At 67.9% G+C, this 16508-nt stretch carries 17 protein-coding genes; 3 read left to right on the forward strand and 14 right to left on the reverse strand.

The window, feature by feature from the left end; genetic code table 11:
* Nucleotides 1–6 precede the first annotated feature (6 nt).
* From C5O27_RS00270 to C5O27_RS00315, 10 genes are all read right to left on the reverse strand, one after another.
* The gene (locus C5O27_RS00270; protein WP_127961590.1) at nucleotides 7–1170 is read right to left on the reverse strand and encodes a zinc-binding dehydrogenase; all 1164 of its coding nucleotides are present in this window, start codon (nucleotides 1168–1170) and stop codon (nucleotides 7–9) included.
* Between the two features lie 66 nt (nucleotides 1171–1236).
* Entirely contained in the window at nucleotides 1237–2232 is a 996-nt protein-coding gene (locus tag C5O27_RS00275; protein ID WP_127963723.1) for a lysophospholipid acyltransferase family protein, read from the reverse strand.
* A 518-nt stretch (nucleotides 2233–2750) separates the two neighbouring features.
* Entirely contained in the window at nucleotides 2751–3803 is a 1053-nt protein-coding gene (locus C5O27_RS00280; protein WP_006358532.1) for an NAD-dependent epimerase/dehydratase family protein, read from the reverse strand.
* A gap of 110 nt (nucleotides 3804–3913) precedes the next feature.
* Nucleotides 3914–4015, reverse strand: a complete 102-nt coding sequence (locus C5O27_RS00285) for a 30S ribosomal protein bS22 (protein ID WP_003402602.1) — start codon at nucleotides 4013–4015, stop codon at nucleotides 3914–3916.
* 314 nt (nucleotides 4016–4329) lie between these two features.
* Nucleotides 4330–4563, reverse strand: a complete 234-nt coding sequence (locus C5O27_RS00290) for a helix-turn-helix domain-containing protein (RefSeq protein WP_006358531.1) — start codon at nucleotides 4561–4563, stop codon at nucleotides 4330–4332.
* A gap of 188 nt (nucleotides 4564–4751) precedes the next feature.
* Nucleotides 4752–5612 carry a pyrroline-5-carboxylate reductase gene (proC, locus tag C5O27_RS00295; RefSeq protein WP_035751763.1) on the reverse strand — a complete coding sequence of 287 codons (861 nt, stop codon included), beginning with the start codon at nucleotides 5610–5612 and terminating at the stop codon, nucleotides 4752–4754.
* 6 nt (nucleotides 5613–5618) lie between these two features.
* Nucleotides 5619–6491 carry a thioesterase family protein gene (locus tag C5O27_RS00300; RefSeq protein WP_127961591.1) on the reverse strand — a complete coding sequence of 291 codons (873 nt, stop codon included), beginning with the start codon at nucleotides 6489–6491 and terminating at the stop codon, nucleotides 5619–5621.
* A 64-nt stretch (nucleotides 6492–6555) separates the two neighbouring features.
* On the reverse strand, nucleotides 6556–7464 hold the full coding sequence (locus tag C5O27_RS00305; protein WP_127961592.1) for a sugar phosphate isomerase/epimerase family protein: 909 nt from the start codon (nucleotides 7462–7464) through the stop codon (nucleotides 6556–6558).
* Nucleotides 7461–9218 (reverse strand): hypothetical protein, encoded by a 1758-nt coding sequence (locus tag C5O27_RS00310; protein ID WP_127961593.1) that lies wholly within the window; start codon nucleotides 9216–9218, stop codon nucleotides 7461–7463. The genes C5O27_RS00305 and C5O27_RS00310 overlap by 4 nt, the downstream gene beginning before the upstream one ends.
* A gap of 131 nt (nucleotides 9219–9349) precedes the next feature.
* Nucleotides 9350–10327 carry a Ppx/GppA family phosphatase gene (locus C5O27_RS00315; protein ID WP_187346464.1) on the reverse strand — a complete coding sequence of 326 codons (978 nt, stop codon included), beginning with the start codon at nucleotides 10325–10327 and terminating at the stop codon, nucleotides 9350–9352.
* Between the two features lie 55 nt (nucleotides 10328–10382).
* Here C5O27_RS00315 and C5O27_RS00320 point away from each other — a divergent pair, with 55 nt between their 5' ends.
* Nucleotides 10383–11243: a DUF3109 family protein gene (locus C5O27_RS00320; protein ID WP_127961594.1), complete on the forward strand. Its 861-nt coding sequence runs from the start codon at nucleotides 10383–10385 to the stop codon at nucleotides 11241–11243.
* A gap of 30 nt (nucleotides 11244–11273) precedes the next feature.
* Here the strand turns inward: C5O27_RS00320 and C5O27_RS00325 are convergent, their stop codons facing one another.
* The 4 genes from C5O27_RS00325 to C5O27_RS00340 all read right to left on the reverse strand — a co-directional run bounded on the left by C5O27_RS00325 (nucleotide 11274) and on the right by C5O27_RS00340 (nucleotide 14621).
* Nucleotides 11274–11960, reverse strand: a complete 687-nt coding sequence (locus tag C5O27_RS00325; protein ID WP_006358524.1) for a response regulator transcription factor — start codon at nucleotides 11958–11960, stop codon at nucleotides 11274–11276.
* Nucleotides 11957–13315 carry a sensor histidine kinase gene (locus tag C5O27_RS00330; RefSeq protein ID WP_127961595.1) on the reverse strand — a complete coding sequence of 453 codons (1359 nt, stop codon included), beginning with the start codon at nucleotides 13313–13315 and terminating at the stop codon, nucleotides 11957–11959. Before C5O27_RS00330 ends, C5O27_RS00325 begins: the two co-directional genes overlap by 4 nt.
* A gap of 139 nt (nucleotides 13316–13454) precedes the next feature.
* Nucleotides 13455–13775: a GNAT family N-acetyltransferase gene (locus C5O27_RS00335; protein WP_006358522.1), complete on the reverse strand. Its 321-nt coding sequence runs from the start codon at nucleotides 13773–13775 to the stop codon at nucleotides 13455–13457.
* 99 nt (nucleotides 13776–13874) lie between these two features.
* Nucleotides 13875–14621, reverse strand: coding sequence for a phosphoglyceromutase (locus tag C5O27_RS00340; RefSeq protein ID WP_127961596.1), 747 nt, complete (start codon nucleotides 14619–14621; stop codon nucleotides 13875–13877).
* A gap of 112 nt (nucleotides 14622–14733) precedes the next feature.
* Here C5O27_RS00340 and C5O27_RS00345 point away from each other — a divergent pair, with 112 nt between their 5' ends.
* Together C5O27_RS00345 and C5O27_RS23185 are read left to right on the forward strand one after the other, a co-directional pair.
* Entirely contained in the window at nucleotides 14734–16179 is a 1446-nt protein-coding gene (locus tag C5O27_RS00345) for an APC family permease (protein ID WP_075862739.1), read from the forward strand.
* Nucleotides 16180–16220: 41 nt separating this feature from the next.
* Nucleotides 16221–16496, forward strand: coding sequence for a helix-turn-helix domain-containing protein (locus tag C5O27_RS23185; RefSeq protein WP_425269587.1), 276 nt, complete (start codon nucleotides 16221–16223; stop codon nucleotides 16494–16496).
* Nucleotides 16497–16508: the final 12 nt, after the last annotated feature.

Here is a 16508-nt window from a genome sequence, read left to right on the forward strand (position 1 = left end):
TCCTGTTCAGAGCGAGGCGACCTCACTCATCGGGTCGATCAGCACCTTCGCGTGGTGGGCGGCCGACCCGAGCGCATCGAACGCCGGCGCGACCCCTTCGAGTCCGACCGTCGCAGTGATCATCGGCGCGACGTCGACCTTGCCCGCGGCGATCATCTGCAGCGTCTCGTGGAATTCGGCCGGGTCGTAGACGAACACGAATCGCAGTTCGATCTCCTTGTTGAGCGCCATCGCCGGGCGGAACGTGTCCGGTTCCATGCACACACCGACCACGACGACACGTGAGCGGAACGGGGCGTTGGACACGATGTGCTCGATCATGCCGGGGGTGCCCACGCATTCGAAGATCACCGGCCCCTTCGGCGTCGCGCCGAGCCGATCGGCGATCCGGAACAGGGAGTTCCACGGGGCCAACGGAATTCGACGCAGGGTGTGCATGGCATCGAATGCGGTGCCGAGCAGGTCCTGCGCGGCGGTGACGTATTTCCCCTCCTGCGCACACCGGTCGAACGGCGACTCCACGGCCGGGTCGACGACGATGTCGGCGCCGACGCGGCCGGCCAGCGCCCGGCGTCCCTCGGACAGGTCGCTCGCGATCACGGTGCGCACGCCCGACGCCTTGAGCATGGCGATGACCGCGAGGCCGATGGGCCCGCACCCGATCACCACGGCGACATCGCGCCGGCCGACCTCGCCGCGTCGGACCGCGTGATGGGCGACGGAAAGGGGTTCGGTGAGGGCGGCGTGGTCGACCGACAGCCCGTCGGGGATCTCGAAGGTCATGTCCTCCGACACCAGCACGAACTGCGCGTAGGCGCCCGGGGCCGACGCCGTCAGGCCGGTCAGGTGCGCGTCGTCGCCGTGGCGGATCATCGGCACCGCCACCACCGGCGTCCCCGGCGCCCACCGCTTGCGGCATCCGGGACCGTAGGACACCACCTCGCCGGCGAACTCGTGACCCATGACGACCGACTGGTCGGACCGCATGAACGCGTCGTAACCGACCTCGCCGGACACATCGGCGGTCGCATCGCAGTGCACGCGGGCGTGGAGGTCGGAACCGCAGATGCCCGCCCGCAGAACACGCAGGAGAACCTGCCCGGTTTCCGGTACGGGGGTGAGGACGTCCTGGACGGTCAGCTCACCGGCTCGACACACGACTGCACGCATGCCTCAATGGGTAGCAGCCGACGGGCGCTGCGTCAGCTGAAATGCGGGGTCAGCCGAAATGCGGGGTCAGCCGAAGTAGACACTTCCGCGGCGGCTCAGCATCCGGAACAGGGTCTGCTGAATCTCTTCGCGTACATGGTCGGTGAGGTCGAAGACCACCATCGGGTCGTCCGCCGACGACTCGTCGTAGGAACCGGTCTCGATCGGGCGGCCGAAGTGGATGTGCCACTTCGACGGCAACGGCACCATGCCCAGGGGCCCGAGCCACGGGAACAGTGGCGTGATCGGGAAGTACGGCAGGCCGAGCACCTTGGCGAGCGGCTTGAGGTCGGCGAGCATCGGATAGATCTCCTCCGAGCCCACGATCGACACCGGGATGATCGGCGCCGCGTTGCGCAGCGCGGTCGTCACGAAGCCGCCCCGGCCGAACCGTTGCAGCTTGTACCGGTCCTTGTACAGCTTGCCGATGCCCTTGAACCCTTCCGGCCATACGGCGGTGAGTTCACCGGCGCGCAGGAGTCGGTCGGCGTCGTTGTTGCAGGCGAGCGTCGCGCCGATACGCCGCGCGACCTCGCTGATGCCCGGTGAGTCGAAGGCCATGTCGGCGGCGAGGACACGTAGATACCGATTGTCGGGATGGTTGTCGCGGACGGCCAGCGAGGTGATGATCGCGTCGACCGGAATGGTGCCGGCGTGGTTGGCAACGAGCAGCGCACCGCCCTCGAGCGGCAGATTCTCGATACCGGTGACCTCGACGCGGAACCACTTCTCGTAGACCTGGCGGAGCGCCGGAAACCACACCGATTCGGTGAAATGGGGATCGAATCCGAACTCGTCGACCTCGTACTCGCCCGCCATCCGTTCGCGGATGAAGCCCGCGGTGGAGGTCAGGGTGTCGGCGACGGCGTTCCGGATGCCCCCGAGACTGAACAGCGGGCTCGACTTCGACGGGCCGCGGTGCTCGATACCGAGCGCCTCGTCCGACAGGGCGATCTCGTCGCTGATCGGGGTGATCCGCGCAGGCGGACGGCCGAATCCATCGGTGTTGGGGTGACCGAGCATCGAATCCTCGTGCATCGCACCGGTATTCGGGCGGTGTCCCGGACCCTGCTGGCTCGGATGTCGACGACGCCCCGAATCACGTGCGCCGCGGCGATCCGCGGAGGCGTCCGGACCGGACGGCGACGCGTAGAGCTGTATGACCTTGGCGGTACGCGCATCTGTCGCTCCGCTACCTGGCAAGGCGCTCACCCCTTGTTCCTGTCCCGTGGATCGTCCGTGTCGGTGAACCCCCTGCTCGACGTCTGAACCGGGGTGCCTGAACTACTGGCCGTCGTTCCGTCACAAGCCATCCCCCAGACCGGCAGACGTAACGCTGCGTCGTCGATGACATGAAACGAGAACCCGGGAACGACCCGCGATCTCCCCGTGTGATCGTCAGCATGTTCCCGAAGTCCTCACCCGTCGCCCGCGGTGGAGTGACTCCCCCGCGCGCGATGTGGGTCTGGCGACCAAGTCTAGAGGTTGCACCGACGTTGCGCACGTCGACGGCCACACCTCGCACCAATGTCATCCACAACTCACTGGAGTTGATGTGCGGCCGAGACGACACGCTGCTCCAGAGCCCTCCAGACGTCGGTCCCGATCACCGGCGTCACGCCGCTGCGTTTCACGAAGTCATCCAGGGTTTCCATGGTCGTGTACCGCGGCACGAAACCCAACTCGGTGCGCATCCTGGTGGTGTCCAGCACCCTGCCGTAGGTGAGGAACTCGGTCTGCGAGGAACGGAGCTTCGCCGAGCGCAGGTCCTGGAACACTCCGGCGATCGGCGCGAGGAGACCACTCGGCACCGGCAGTTCGACGTGCCCGACCCGCCGGATGGCCTGCGACAACGTCACCACACCCTCACCGGAGAGGTTGAACGTGCCGGGCTTGCCGGCGAGGGTCACGTGCTCCATCGCCGCGAGTGCGTCCTCCTCGTGGAGGAACTGCAGGCGCGGCTGGTATCCGATGACCGTCGGGACGACCGGCGCCGACAGGTACGAACCCATGCGCGTGGTGATCCGCGGTCCGAGCATCGCCTGTGGGCGCACGATCGTGATGTCGATGTCCGGGCGGCGGCGTCCGAGTCCGCGGACGTAGCCCTCGACGTCGAGGAGGTCGCGGCCGTAACCCCGCTTGGGCTCGCGGCGTGCGCGGGTCTCCTCGGAGAAGTGCGACGGGTCGTGCGCACTGGAGCCGTAGACCATCCCGGTCGACCGAAGTACGAGCCGCTTCACCGACGGCGTCCGCTGGCAGGCCGCACAGACCTGCATCGCGCCGACGACGTTGAATTCCTTGATCGCCGCCGAGTGCGGGGCAGTGTCGGCGATCGACGTCGCGGCGTGGACCACCGTGTCGACCTCGTACGACACCAGCGCCTTTGCGATGGTGGGTCGCCGGATGTCCAGACGCAGGAACTCCGCACGCCCCATCCGGCGCAGGAGGTCCTTGCGCGGCACCCGGGAGTCCACGGCCAGCACACGTTCGATCTGCGGATTGGCCGCGAGCCTTGCGACAAGGTACCCGCCGAGAAAAGTCGACGCCCCGGTCACCAGGACGACCCGGGGCAGCACTGCGGAGGATTCGGCCATGGCGTCGAGGCTAACGTCATCGGCCCGTTTCAGCCCGTCGAGGGCCCCGGATCGGGTCCTTCAAACAGCAAAAGGACCCGCCGAGGCGGGTCCTGGTGCCATGAGAGTGCTTATTTGCCGAGTTTACGGCGCTGCACCCGGGTTCGACGCAGCAGCTTGCGGTGCTTCTTCTTCGACATGCGCTTGCGGCGCTTCTTGATCACTGAACCCATGGGGGCGCTTCCTCACGATTGACACTGATGTACTTGACCGACCCTGGCCTGCACTCGATCGGCTTCGTCAGTGGTCGTCGACTGGCGTCGACTACCCGGCTCGAGGAGCTCACCGGTACATCCAGGTACGCGACCACTGAGCCTACCGGGCGGTGTATCGGATCAGGAAATCGCGGTGGCCGAAATGACCACCGGGACGGTCTGCCGGCCCGGGTGGACACCCGCACCAGACACAGCACTCCCGGGGCGGCCGTGCGGCCACCCTCGGGAGTGCTGGGTAGAACTGCTGATCGGCGCGTCAGCCGAGACCGAACCTAGCCGGCGTCGAAGTACGACGTCTCCAGGTAGTCGTGCACCGCTTTCGCGTGCACACGGAACGAGCGTCCGACCCGAACCGCGGGCAGTTCGCCGTTGTGGACGAGACGGTAAACGGTCATCTTCGAAACGCGCATCAGCGACGCAACTTCGGCGACGGTGAGGAACTGCGACGCAGAGGTCGCGTTGCTCACCGAGGCCGCCCTGTCACCAGGAGTGTCTGCAGGTGCCATTGATCACTCATACCTCCGGTGCACGCGTCGCGGCCGCAGGCTTCCCCTCCTGCGGACATCAGACACGCACGTGCTTAAAGCAGCTTAGCGTGGCAGATGTGAAAAAAGCGACGTGAGGGACCGTGATTTCTGAGATTCCTGGGACTCGACCCCAACATGCTGGGGTTTAGCGGCCTGTCGACCACAACTCATGGGGTGTCGGACACCGCGTGTCCCGCCGCCAAACCCTCGACTTCCACTCGACGTCCGCCGCGGGCGCTGGCGGCCGCACAGGCGCGTGTGGCCTGGTAGACGGCGTGCCGCAGGCCGTTCGCCTCGAATTCCCGGATCGCCTCCGCGGTCGTGCCGCCCGGTGAGGTCACCGCGGCCCGCAGATCGACCGGTGACATCCCGGAATCACTCAGCAGGACCCCGGCGCCACGGATGGTCTGGATCGTCATCTCCGACGCCTGTGCGCGGGTCAGACCCAGACCGACGCCGGCGTCGATCATCGCCTCGGCGAGCAGGAAGACGTAGGCGGGACCGGACCCGGACACGGCGGTGACCGCGTCCATCTGCTTCTCGGGCACCACGGCCACCCGGCCGACGGTCTTGAGGATGTTGACGACGGCGCGCAACTGCTCATCGCCGACGTAGCGTCCGGCTGACACCGCGGACATCGCCTCGTTGACCAGCATCGGCGTGTTCGGCATGACGCGGATGACCGGCGAACCCGCCTGTAGCGCACTCTCGTAGCGGGCCAGCGGGATGCCGGCGACGAGGGTCACGGTCACGCGCTCGGTCTGCGCGTTGTCCTCGGCCGAGGCCAGCTCCCGCAGCACCGAGTCGACGGCATCCGGCTTGACGGCGAGGAACACGTACTGCGCGGATTCGGCGGCCGTCTTCACGTCGGTCACCAGGACCCCGTATTCGTCGGCGATCTCGGACGCGCGGGATTCGAGCTTCTCCGCGACGACGAGATCCTTCGTCGGGGTTCCGGCGCCGATCAGGCCGGCCAGGAGCGCCTCCCCGATCTTGCCTCCACCGATGATGGCGATGCGTTCGGTCACGAATGTCTACCTTCCTGCGGGAATGAGTGCCAACTGACGCGACTGGGCGACAACTGTCCCGGTCGAGTCCACCACGAGATGATCCTCTTCGAACATTCCGGGCCCGACCTCGGTACTCGTCGCGGCGAACCGCAGCCATCCCGGCGCGGGATGCCGGCGCACGTAGGTGGTCAGCTGCACGGTCGGCGCCCAGCCGAACATCGCGAGGTTGAAGACCACCGGCGGCGAGATGTCGCACACCAGGACCGCGAAGTACTCGTCGGGATCGAGGCCCTTCGGACGAATCCACCCGCGCACGAGCGGCTCACCGGTCTCGCCGCGGACCATCGGGAACGTCTCGGCGTCGAGGACCAGGTCGACCGCCGCACCGAGATGGTTGATCTCGGCGATCGGCGAACCGTCCAGCGAGATCCCGGTCGACGGGGGTTCGGCGGGCGTGCCGTCGAGCACGTTGGGGCCGGAGTGATGCGGGGTCCCGGAGTCGGGGCGGGCCATCGTCACCGACGAGGACACGACCGTGCGACCCTGCTGGACCGCGTCGACCTGGAGGACCGTGACGGTCCGGCCGCGTTTGCGCACGGAGATCGCGAGGTCGACGTCGGCGGCGTCGGGTGCGGTGAGGTAGTCGCTGGCGATGGCGACCGGGATCATCGCGGCCGCCGCGTCGGTGGCCTTCGTGTCGCCGTCCGGTCCCGGGGCCGGGGTGAGGGCGGTCAGTGCGGTGCGCGCCGCCTTCGCCACCACCATCTGCAGGCTTCCGCCGTGCACCTTGGGTCCGATGGTGAAGGTCTCGTCGATGTGCGCTCGCAAGGTGATGGAGTCGGGACCACCGCGCTCCACCTCGGTCAGCGCCAGTACCTCGGCGATCTTGCTGGTCATCGTCCCGCTTTCGTCGTGCCGACCCCGACGCCGGCGGAAGACCGGGACGCGACGATCTCCGGGGTCAGGTGTCGAGCCGGCCGGCGCTCTCGGGGTGCAGCTCCCGTTTGAGATGCTGCCGCGCAAAATCTAGCGAACGCGCGAGCAGTGCACTGCGTTCGGGCTTGGTGCGTGCGCTGCCCGTGGTGACCTCCAGCACGACCGCACCGGCGAAGTCGCTCTCCGCGATTCGACGGCACACCTCGGCGCACGGTTGTCCGCCGTCACCGGGGATGAGGTGTTCGTCGGTGGCGGCGCCGTGACCGTCCGCGAGATGCAGATGGTTGAGGTTCGGTCCCATGCGATCGAGCAGGTCGAGGGCGTCTACACCGGCCGTCGCGGTGTGCGACAGGTCGAGCGTGTAGTTCGAGTACCCGTCGTCGGTGGGGTCGATCGACTTGCCGAACGCCGAGGCGGCGAGACCGGGCCCACCGCCACGTCTCTGGAGGCGGCGTACGGATGGCTCGCGCGAGCCGAAGAAGCGGTCCGCCCGCATCGGGAACATGTTCTCCACGGCGATGGCGACGCCGCTGTCGTCCTCGAGCTCGCCGACGAGGTCGTCGAAGGCCGACACGTAGCCGCGCTGCCAGCGGAACGGTGGGTGCACCACGACGGTCGACGCGCCGAGGTCCTCGGCCGCCTGCACCGATCGTGCGAGCTTCACGACCGGGTCGCGACCCCACACCCGCTGGGTGATCAACAGGCACGGGGCATGGATGGACAGCACCGGCACCTGGTAGTGGTCCGACAGGTATCCCACGCGTCGGATGTCCTGGCTGACCGGGTCGCCCCAGACCATCAGCTCGACACCGTCGTAGCCGAGGTCCGCGGCGTAGGCGAAGGCCGCCTCGGTGTTCTGCGGATAGACCGAGGCGGTCGACAGACCGATGGGTATCTCCGGTCTGGGGAGCGGAGGCGTCCCGGGCGTCGTCACGTGGCCAGGAGTACCAGTGGACCGATGGTCACCAGCAGGCCGACCCCCAACGCGAGCAGCGTCGTGGTCAGGTCCTTGGTGCGCCGCACCACGTGCGACAGCGTGACGATCCCGAAGATCACCAGGACCGCGAGGACCAGCGCGAAGTAGGGGTTCCAGCGCCACAGTTCGGTGAAGCCCCAGAACAGGCCGATACCGACGACCAGACCCACGACCGCCTGACCGAAGATCAGGAGCCACGCGGCGGCCGGGGACCTCTCGTCCTCGGTGTCGGCTTCCCTGGTCTCGGCTTCCCTGGTCTCGGCTTCGTCGGCCTCACCGACGCTGACCGCGGGCTTCGCGGCCTCCTCCAGCTCAGGCGGCGTCGTACCGGCGATGGTGGCGGTGTCCTCCGCCGGCCCGTCGGCGACACCGCCGGGGGTCTCGTCGAGGTCGGCGGTCTCCGCGAGGCGGGCGGTGTCGGGCTTGTCGACGGGCTCGGGTTCCGCGGCCGGCTCGGGAGTCTCGCGAGGCTGGTCGTCCTCCTCGTCGACGACCGGCGCCGACCACGCCTCGGTGTCGTACCACTGGGCCGACGCCTGCCATGCCTCTGTCTCGTCGGTCTCTGCGGGCCGGGTCTCCTCGACGCGGGAGTCCCCCGCTGCCGCCTCGTCGTGGGCGGCGTCCCCCGGGGACGCGATCGGCTCGATGATCTCGGTCGGGTTCTCGTCGTCACGTGCCCGTGCTGCGGCGGCTCGTGCGCGACCACCCGGCGCGGACGACGTTGCGGAATCCGTGCCGGGCGTCGAGGCGGCGGCCGAAGCGGCTGTTCCCGCGGCGGCGCCGGCCGCTTTGCGGCTGAACAGCTTGCGTGCGAGCCCGCCGAGCGCCTTGGCGCCCTTCTTCGGCCCACTCGTACCGGCCGCCGGCCGGGCACCGGTGTCGGTGTCGCCCTCCACGTCGGCGAAGTTGCGGTAGGCATCGAAGTCCATGACGTCGGAGAACCCGCCGTCGGCCCGCTCGCGCGGATCGGAACCCGAGTCGACCTCGTTGAGGTCATAGGTCACCACATCGTCGGATTCGACGACGACGAGACCCTCGTCGGAACCTTCCACGACCGGGATGATGCCGGTGACCGCGTTCGCCGACTCCTCGTCGACGGGTTCCGAGTCGCGCGGCGGGCTCATGCGCCGGGCGACGGAATCCGAGCTGAAGTCACGGGTGGCCGGCGGTGCCTCGCCGTAACCGGGCATACCGCTGGCGTTGCGACCGGACGATGCGAACGGCCGGTCCGGGCGGGACCGGTCGGCGACCGGGCGGTCGTCGGCGGCGCGACGCGCGACGGGGTTCCCCGACCGCGGGAACGGACCGCTCGGGCTCTCGGTCCTCGCCGACGATTCGGGTGCGGAAGGTTCCGATGCGGAGGGTTCCGGGGTCGATGCATTCTCGGCCGGCTCGGCCTCCGGCTGCTCGACCTCGGCGGTCTTCGCCTGGGGCGCTTCGACCTCGGACGCCTCCACCACTGCGGGTTCGGTCTGCGCGGACGCGTTCTCGTCCGCAGAAGCGGGTTTCTCGTCGGCCTGCGTGGCGGGCGCGTCGGTGATCTTCGGGATCTCGCCGGTCAGTTCGGACACCGAGACCGAGCCGTCGCGACCTGCGCGTCGCCGCCCGCGACCGTCACGCCGCGTGGGCGTCGTGCCGCCGGCCGCCTGCGACCGGGCGAGTAGTTCCGATACCGAAATGGGTCGAGATTCGGGTTCCGAATCCTTCGACATGAAGTGGCTCTCCGTCCTCGAACGTCACCGGATGCCGGTCGAGCGCATCCGCTTGGGTACCTCTCGGCGCTCGTGGACGCACCGTCGACCGTCTCCCCCATCCCGCGCGCCCGTGGGCGTCGCAGACCGGATCAGCCGACGCCGCCCCGGGCGCCAGTCGTCTGTGAGGGCTCGAATGAGTCGGCTGGTTCCGCATCGAGTCGACGCAAGATAACACCCTCCCGCAGAGCCCACGGACAGATTTCCAGTGTATCGACTTGGAGGGCCCGCATAGCCGCCTCCGCCACGAGCGCGCCGGCGACCAGCTGACCGGCACGATCGGCGCTGACGCCTTCCAGTTCGGCGCGGTCGGAGCGGGTCATGCGGGAGATGAAGGAGATGAGCTGACGGAGTCCGCTCGTCGTCAGCTCGCGCCGGACACGGGGGCCCGCGCTCGACGGTGCCGCGCCGGTCAGGCGGGCGAGGCTGCGGAAGGTCTTCGAGGTGCCGACACACAGGTCGGGTGCGCCGGGCGCGAGGAGCTCCCTGGCGGGGGCGCGCAGTTCCGCGTCGAGCCAGTCCCGCAGCACACCGATCCGACGCCGGTCCGGCGGGTCGTCGGGCAACCAGTCGCGGGTGAGCCGTCCGGCGCCGAGCGGCAGCGACAGCGCGACGTCGGGTTCCTCGTCGACGCCGTTGGACATCTCCAGCGAACCGCCGCCGATGTCGAGGGCGAGGATGCGTCCCGCGCTCCACCCGCGCCAGCGTCGGACGGCGAGTGAGGTGAGCCGCGCCTCGTCGCGCCCGGACAGGACCGTGATACGCACCCCGGTGCGTTGCTCGACCTCGTCGAGCAGATCGTCGGAGTTGGTGGCGTCGCGGACCGCCGACGTTGCGAAAGCCATCATCTGCTCGCATCCGGAGGTGCCGGCGATGTGGGTGAACTCCGTGACGGAGTCGATCAGCTTGGACACCGCCTTGTCGCTCATCCGCCCGTCGGCGTCGATCTGTTCGGCGAGGCGCAGAACGGCCTTGGTCGAACTCATGGGCGTCGGGTGGCCACCGCGATGGGCGTCGACCACCAGGAGGTGAACAGTGTTGCTGCCCACGTCCAGAACTCCTAAGCGCACGGGTCAACGGTAGTGCAGGCTCCGTGTCGGCACGATCCCGGCTACCGTTGTGGTCGTGACCGCACTCTCGCCGTCCGCGCCACGAATCACGCCCGCCCCGGAGGTCGAACTCGACTTTCCGCGTGAATGGTACGAATTCGTCGATCCGGCCGATCCCGAACACTTCATCAGAGCTGACCTCACCTGGCTGCTGTCGCACTGGACGTGCGTCTTCGGCACCCCGGCCTGCCAGGGCATCCTGCCCGGACGCGAGACCGACGGCTGCTGCAGCCACGGCGCCTACCTGTCCGACTCCGACGATCGGGAACGTCTCGCCCACGGCGTCTCCATGCTCACCCCGGAGGACTGGCAGTTCTACAGGAAGGGCTCGGGCAAGAACCCGCTCGGCCCCAAGGGGTATCTCGAGGAGGGCGACCTCGACGACGAGCCGGCGCTCAAGACGCGACTCCACAAGGGCGCGTGCATCTTTCTGAATCGGCCGGGCTTCGAGGGCGGCGTCGGATGCGCACTGCACTCGATGGCCCTGCGCAAAGGACTCGAACCGCTGACCGTCAAGCCCGACGTGTGCTGGCAGCTGCCGGTGCGCCGTGAGCAGGACTGGGTGGAACGGCCCGACGGCACCCAGATCCTGCAGACCACGATCACCGAGTTCGACCGTCGCGGATGGGGCGAGGGCGGCCACGACCTCAAGTGGTACTGCTCGGGGTCACCCGACGCCCACGTCGGCGCGAAGCAGGTGTGGGAGTCCTATGCGCCCGAGCTGACCGAGCTCCTCGGCGCCCCCGCCTACGAAGCACTCGCGGCCGCCTGCCGGCGCCGTAAGGGTCTGGGGCTCATCGCCGTTCACCCGGCGACCACCGCCGCAACCGCACGCCGCGAGACCGACGTCAAATACGAGCTGCAGCCGCCGGAGTGAGCCGGGTGCGCGGGAGACCGCGCACCCGTTTCAGGCCTCGATCTTGTACCCGAGACCGCGGACCGTGATGAGGTGTTTGGGGCTGGCCGGGTCCGGCTCGATCTTGGAGCGCAGGCGTTTGACGTGCACGTCGAGGGTCTTGGTGTCGCCGACGTAGTCCGCTCCCCAGACCCGGTCGATCAGCTGCCCGCGGGTCAGCACGCGGCCGGCATTGCGCAGGAGATACTCGAGAAGATCGAACTCCTTGAGCGGCAACGTGATCGGCTCGCCGTTGACCGCCACGGTGTGTCGTTCCACGTCCATCCGGACCGGGCCCGCCTCGACGACACCGAGATCGAGGTCGTCGTCGCCGGCGTCCGCCCCGCGGCGCAGGACCGCCCGGATGCGGGCGATGAGCTCCCGCGCCGAATACGGCTTCGTCACGTAGTCGTCGGCGCCCAGCTCCAGTCCGACGACCTTGTCGATCTCGGTGTCCCGGGCAGTCACCATGATCACCGGCACGTTCGACCGGGCACGCAGGGCCTTGCAGATCTCCGTCCCCGACATCCCGGGGAGCATCAGATCGAGAAGGACGATGTCGGGGCTGACGCGGTCGAAGGCGGGCAACGCCTGGGCACCGTCGTTGACGATGCTGGCCTCGAACCCCTCCTTGCGCAGCAGAAAGGCCAGCGGATCGGCCAGCGATTCCTCGTCCTCGACGATCAGCACGTGGGTCAACTCTCGGATTCCTTGTCGTCAGCGAACCAGCCCACGTCGGACAGGTCCTCGGGGATACACAAAGTGAAGGTGGAGCCCGTACCGGGTTCGCTCCACAGATTGATCGTGCCGCCGTGGTTGGCGGCCACGTGTTTGACGATCGCCAGGCCCAGACCGGTGCCACCGGTCATCCGCGACCTCGCCTGGTCGACGCGGAAGAAGCGCTCGAAGACACGCTGCTGGTCGGCGCGGGCGATGCCGATACCGCGGTCGGTGACGGCGATCGCCACCATGGGACGGCCGTCGATCCGGATGATGCGTCGGCTGATCGAGACGACGGTGTCGGCGGGCGAGTAGGAGATGGCGTTCGAGATGAGGTTGTTCAGGGCAGTCAACAGCAGCAGCCGGTCGCCGCGGATCGTCGCGCCCAGCGGATCGTCGGAACGCAGTTCGATCGACGCCGCCTCGGCGGTGAGCGTCGCCGCGGCGAGGGCGTCGTCGACCAGTTCGTCGACGTCGATCGGGGTGAACTCGGGGGTGTCGCCGTCCTGCAGGCGCGACAGCGCGAGCAGCTCACTCACCAGCCTGCCCATACGTTTGGTCTCCCCCACTACCCGCTGGCCGAAGTGCTGGACCGATTCGACGTCGTCGGACGATTCCAGGAGAGCCTCGGCGAGCAGCCCGATCGCGCCGACCGGTGTCTTGAGTTCGTGCGACACGTTCGCCACGAAGTCGCGGCGGGTGGCCTCGAGACGCTTGTGTTCGGTGTCGTCGAGGCCGTAGACCACGGCGTACCGCTCGTCGTCCTGCGCCACCACCTTGGCCAGGCAGCGCACATGTTCGACGGTCGGCCGCGGGGTGCGGCCGGTGGAGACGAAGCCGAGGGTCGAGGTGGGTGGACTGAACTCGAAGTTCTGCTCGACGCCGGTGTCGAGGACGTCCTTGACGGCATCCCAGACGGGGTCGGCGAGCAACATGTCGCGGACGATCCCCAGTTCGACAGCCCGGTGATTGAACATCACGACGTCGCGGAACTCGTCGACCACCGCAACGGCGGTCGACGAGTTGCGAACGACCATGCTCAGCAGGCCGGCCTTGGTCATCCGGCCGTCGGCGGTCGTCGACGCGACATCGGAATCGCGGATCTCGGCCGAGGCGGGCACAGCCCTCGGGACCTGCGCGCGGTCGGTGGCCGGGACGGGCAGGGCCGCGGCGCCGGAGGCGTCGGATTGCATGGACGTGCTACCCCGGCCGAACAAGGAGCCGAGCGAGAAGCGTCGGGGCCACCGGGAGGCGCCGAGACGGCGACCCAGGATGACTCCGAGGATGAGCGCGAGTACGAACGCGATCGTCGCGGCTGAGATTGCGGCGGTCACAGGCCCAGCTTACGGCGGAACCAACGCGAGTTGCACACGTGTCGCAGCTGTTGGGCAGCTGTTCACGTGCCGTTCGCCGAAGGCCTTGCGGCCGCCGGGTCGGACCGTCGGCGGGTGGAGCCCACGCCGGCGGCGCGGATCACTGGGGGACCGGCACCGCCATGTCGGCGAACTCCGGATGGAGCTGGATGAAACGCTGTACATACGAGCAGACCGGCACGACCTGCTTGCCACTCGCCCGGATGTCCTCGAGGACGAACCGAACCAGTTGTCCCGCATAGCCGTGCCCGCTGTATTGCTCGCGGATCACTGTGTGCGTGAGCACGACCTGATACGGCTCGGAGACATAGTCGAGGTACCCGACCACCTCGTCCTCGCCGAAGGAATCGGAGGCGAGCATCGCCTCATACCGTTCCCGAGCAGGTGAATGATCGATCCGCAGGGTGCCCACATCCGCCATAGCGTCTAATGTAGCGCGCGTCACACCCAAGAAGCTATGACGATTATGTTACGCGCTCACCGCCCGGCGTCTGCGGGCGGCGAAGGCGTGTCGGAGAGGCTACTTCTGGCCCTGGGCCGCCACCGCGGCCGCGCCGGCCGCGGCCGCCTCGGGGTCGAGGTAGGTGCCGCCCGGGTTCAGAGGCTTGAGGTTCTCGTCGAGGTCGTAGCGCAGCGGGTTGCCGGTGGGGATGTTCAGACCCGCGATGTCCTCGTCGGAGATGCCGTCCAGGTACTTGACGAGCGCCCGGAGCGAGTTGCCGTGGGCGGCGACGAGCACGGTCTTGCCTGCCTGGATGTCGGCGGCGATCGTCTCGGTGAAGTACGGGATCATCCGCGCCACGACGTCCTTGAGGCACTCGGTCAGCGGCACCTCGTCGAGGTCGGCGTACCGCGGGTCGCCGACCTGGCTGTACTCGGCGTCGGGCTCGATGGCCGGCGGCGGGGTGTCGTAGCTGCGACGCCACAGCATGAACTGCTCGTGGCCGTACTTCTCCAGGGTGTCGGCCTTGTCGAGGCCCTGGAGCGCACCGTAGTGACGCTCGTTCAGACGCCAATCGCGGACCACCGGGATCCAGTGGCGGTCGGCGGTGTCGAGAGCGATCTGCGCCGTCGAGATGGCGCGTCGCAGCAGCGAGGTGTACAGGACGTCGGGCAGCAGATCGTGCTCGACGAGCAGCTCACCGGCCCGTACGGCCTCGGCCTTGCCCTTGTCCGTGAGCGCCACGTCCACCCATCCGGTGAACTGGTTGGACGCATTCCATTCGCTCTCGCCGTGACGCATCAGGATCAGGGTGCCGTTGCTCATGGGCGATAGTTTCGCACAGTCGCGCCGAGGCCTCTTCCCACCGCCCGGCCATTTGACGTCCGACGCCTCCATTCGCCCGGCGACCCCCACATCCGAGGTCTAGCGTTGTCGCATGACAGCCAGCACGAACGCCGGCGAGACCGGCAAGAATGCGGAACAGCAGCCCGAACTCAAACGCGTACTGGGTTGGAAGCTGCTGCTCCTGTTCATCGTCGGCGACATCCTCGGCACCGGCGTCTATGCGCTGACCGGCCAGGTGGCCGGCGAGGTCGGGGGCGCGGCGTGGCTGCCGTTCCTCATCGCCTTCGCCGTTGCGACGCTCACCGCGTTCTCCTACCTCGAACTGGTGACCAAGTACCCGCAGGCCGCCGGGGCAGCGCTCTACGTGCACAAGGCCTTCGGCATCCACTTCATCACCTTCATCGTGCTGTTCACGGTGATGTGCTCGGGCATCACGTCGGCGACCACGGCCTCCCGCGCGTTCGCGGTGAACATGCTGACCGCGTTCCGCGGCGAGTCCCCCGACGCCACGAACCCCGCCCTGTACGCGGTGGCCGTCGGTTTCCTGCTGCTCGTCATGTTCATCAACTTCCGCGGCGTCGCCGAGGGCGTCGGCACCAACGTCGTCCTGACCCTCGTGGAGCTGACCGGTCTGCTGCTCGTGCTGTTCATCGGCTACTGGTTCATCGTCGGCGGCAACGCCGAGCACTGGGATGCGGTGGTGGCCTTCGAGAGTCCCGACGACAAGAACGTCTTCATCGCGGTGACGGCCGCGACCTCGTTGGCCTTCTTCGCTCTTGTCGGCTTCGAGGACTCGGTGAACATGGCCGAGGAGTGCAAGGAGCCGACCCGCATCTTCCCGAAGGTCATGCTGAGCGGCCTGGGTATCACCGCCGCGATCTACGTCCTCATCGCGATCTGCGCGGTGGCGATCGTGCCCGTCGGCGTGCTGGCCGAGAGCGAGACCCCGCTCGTCGACGTCGTCCAGGCCGCGGCACCGAACTTCCCGATGTCGGATCTGCTGCCGTGGATCTCGATGTTCGCGGTCGCCAACACCGCCCTGATCAACATGATGATGGCGAGTCGTCTGCTCTACGGCATGGCCAGACGAGGCGTGCTGCCCAAATTCCTGTCGTATGTGCACCCGGGACGCCGGACCCCGTTCGCGGCGGTCATCTTCACCACGGTCATCGCGCTGTTGCTGCTCACCTACGTGAGCTCCGACCCGAAGAGCTCCATCGTCGGGCTCCTCGGCGGCACCACTGCACTGCTGCTGCTCGCGGTGTTCACGGTCGTCAACGTATCGGTGCTGGTGCTCCGCCGGGACACGGTGGAGCACAAGCACTTCCGCACCTCCACACCGGTCGCCGTGCTCGGTGCCGTCACGTGCGGATACCTCACCCTGCCGGTCACCGGCCGCGATCCCGAGCAGTATGTGATCGCCGGCTGGCTGTTGCTGATCGGCGTACTCCTGTGGGCGCTGACCTATTGGTGGAACAGACGCGCCGGCGACCATGCGATCAGCTACGACGAGGTGCCGCCGCATCAGATGAGCTGAGGCCCGCTCGAGTAGGACGGAAATGAATCGACCCCCACCGGGTGATCACCTGGTGGGGGTCGTTTCTGGTAGTCCTCGCCAGCGCTAAGGCCAACACCCCAAGATCCATCGACCGGCGCCCTGACCAAGCACAATCCGAGCGCCGACGACTCCGTTCGCGAGTCACTGACGAACTACGTGGTGAGGTGGTCCAGCTCTACGCGAGTGGGATGACGAGTCGGGCGGTCGCTGAAGAAGTTGGGATTGGACGTACCACCGTTCTAAACGTTCTCAGGCGGGAAGGAGTCACTATTCGACCCCAAGGAGCACGATACTAATAGTGATGCGCT

Origin of the sequence: Gordonia alkanivorans (genome assembly GCF_004011905.1) — a bacterium.
Classification (GTDB): Bacteria; Actinomycetota; Actinomycetes; order Mycobacteriales; family Mycobacteriaceae; genus Gordonia; species Gordonia alkanivorans.